Source organism: Alkalihalobacillus sp. NPDC127517 (assembly GCF_050276055.1).
In the GTDB taxonomy this organism is placed as follows: Bacteria; Bacillota; Bacilli; order Bacillales; family Bacillaceae_D; genus Alkalicoccobacillus.
In genome coordinates, this window is the sequence record NZ_JBNNQX010000036.1 from 1 (window position 1) to 1,156 (window position 1,156).

Annotated in this window: 1 protein-coding gene, 9 tRNA genes and 1 rRNA gene; 10 read left to right on the top strand and 1 reads right to left on the bottom strand. The window is 48.9% G+C overall.

Annotated elements, in window-relative coordinates:
- The 10 genes from rrf to ACQKKO_RS21460 form a co-directional block, all read left to right on the top strand.
- Positions 1–94: ribosomal RNA gene (gene rrf / locus ACQKKO_RS21415) — 5S ribosomal RNA — on the top strand; the annotation flags it as partial.
- Positions 95–109: 15 nt separating this feature from the next.
- Positions 110–185: transfer RNA gene (locus tag ACQKKO_RS21420), tRNA-Val, on the top strand.
- A 4-nt stretch (positions 186–189) separates the two neighbouring features.
- Positions 190–262 (top strand) — tRNA-Thr (locus tag ACQKKO_RS21425).
- A 40-nt stretch (positions 263–302) separates the two neighbouring features.
- Positions 303–375: transfer RNA gene (locus tag ACQKKO_RS21430), tRNA-Lys, on the top strand.
- A 16-nt stretch (positions 376–391) separates the two neighbouring features.
- Positions 392–473: transfer RNA gene (locus ACQKKO_RS21435), tRNA-Leu, on the top strand.
- A gap of 12 nt (positions 474–485) precedes the next feature.
- Positions 486–560 (top strand) — tRNA-Gly (locus tag ACQKKO_RS21440).
- Positions 561–591: 31 nt separating this feature from the next.
- Positions 592–680 (top strand) — tRNA-Leu (locus ACQKKO_RS21445).
- An 11-nt stretch (positions 681–691) separates the two neighbouring features.
- Positions 692–768: transfer RNA gene (locus ACQKKO_RS21450), tRNA-Arg, on the top strand.
- A gap of 8 nt (positions 769–776) precedes the next feature.
- A tRNA-Pro gene (locus ACQKKO_RS21455) sits at positions 777–853 on the top strand.
- A gap of 10 nt (positions 854–863) precedes the next feature.
- A tRNA-Ala gene (locus ACQKKO_RS21460) sits at positions 864–939 on the top strand.
- Here the strand turns inward: ACQKKO_RS21460 and ACQKKO_RS21465 are convergent.
- The coding region (locus ACQKKO_RS21465; protein ID WP_498650734.1) for a hypothetical protein at positions 910–1,156 on the bottom strand (247 nt) is incomplete at its 5' end. The genes ACQKKO_RS21460 and ACQKKO_RS21465 overlap by 30 nt on opposite strands.

Sequence of the window (1,156 nt, forward strand, 5' to 3'; positions counted from 1 at the left end):
TCACACCCGTTCCCATGCCGAACACGGCCGTTAAGCTCTTCTGCGTCAATGGTAGTTGGGGGCTTCCCCCTGCGAGAGTAGAACGTTGCCGGGCTGCAATTTTAATAGTGGAGGATTAGCTCAGCTGGGAGAGCATCTGCCTTACAAGCAGAGGGTCGGCGGTTCGAGCCCGTCATCCTCCACCATTGAGCCGGCCTAGCTCAATTGGTAGAGCAACTGACTTGTAATCAGTAGGTTGGGGGTTCAAGTCCTCTGGCCGGCACTGCTTTCTTAATTGCATGTTGTAATGTGTTTTTATATATGAGCCATTAGCTCAGTTGGTAGAGCATCTGACTTTTAATCAGAGGGTCGAAGGTTCGAATCCTTCATGGCTCACTTCTTAATTTTATATGCGGGTGTGGCGGAATTGGCAGACGCGCTAGATTTAGGATCTAGTGTCTTATGACGTGGGGGTTCAAGTCCCTTCACCCGCATCAATTTAAGCTGCGGAAGTAGTTCAGTGGTAGAACATCACCTTGCCAAGGTGGGGGTCGCGAGTTCGAATCTCGTCTTCCGCTCCATAATTTGTTTTAGTGTGTCCGTACCTCTCGTGCCGGGGTGGTGGAATTGGCAGACACACAGGACTTAAAATCCTGCGGTAAGTGATTACCGTGCCGGTTCAAGTCCGGCCCTCGGCACCATAATATTATATGCGCCCGTAGCTCAACTGGATAGAGTACTTGACTACGAATCAAGCGGTTAGAGGTTCGAATCCTCTCGGGCGCGCCATTATAGATCGGGAAGTAGCTCAGCTTGGTAGAGCACTTGGTTTGGGACCAAGGGGTCGCAGGTTCAAATCCTGTCTTCCCGACCATCTTATTTTTGGGGCCTTAGCTCAGCTGGGAGAGCGCCTGCCTTGCACGCAGGAGGTCAGCGGTTCGATCCCGCTAGGCTCCACCAAAACTTTTTCAAAAAGTATTTGACAAACATTTTATGGTTTGTTAAGATATGAAAGTCGCCAAATGAGCGGCAAACAAGTTCTTTGAAAACTGAACAAAAGCCAAGCGTACGAAGAGATACATGATATCTCATAAGTATAAAAAAGTCGTAGTGTAAGCTACGCAATTGGAAAGTTGATGGAGACATCAACGCCAGCAGTTGAGCAATCAACTCACCA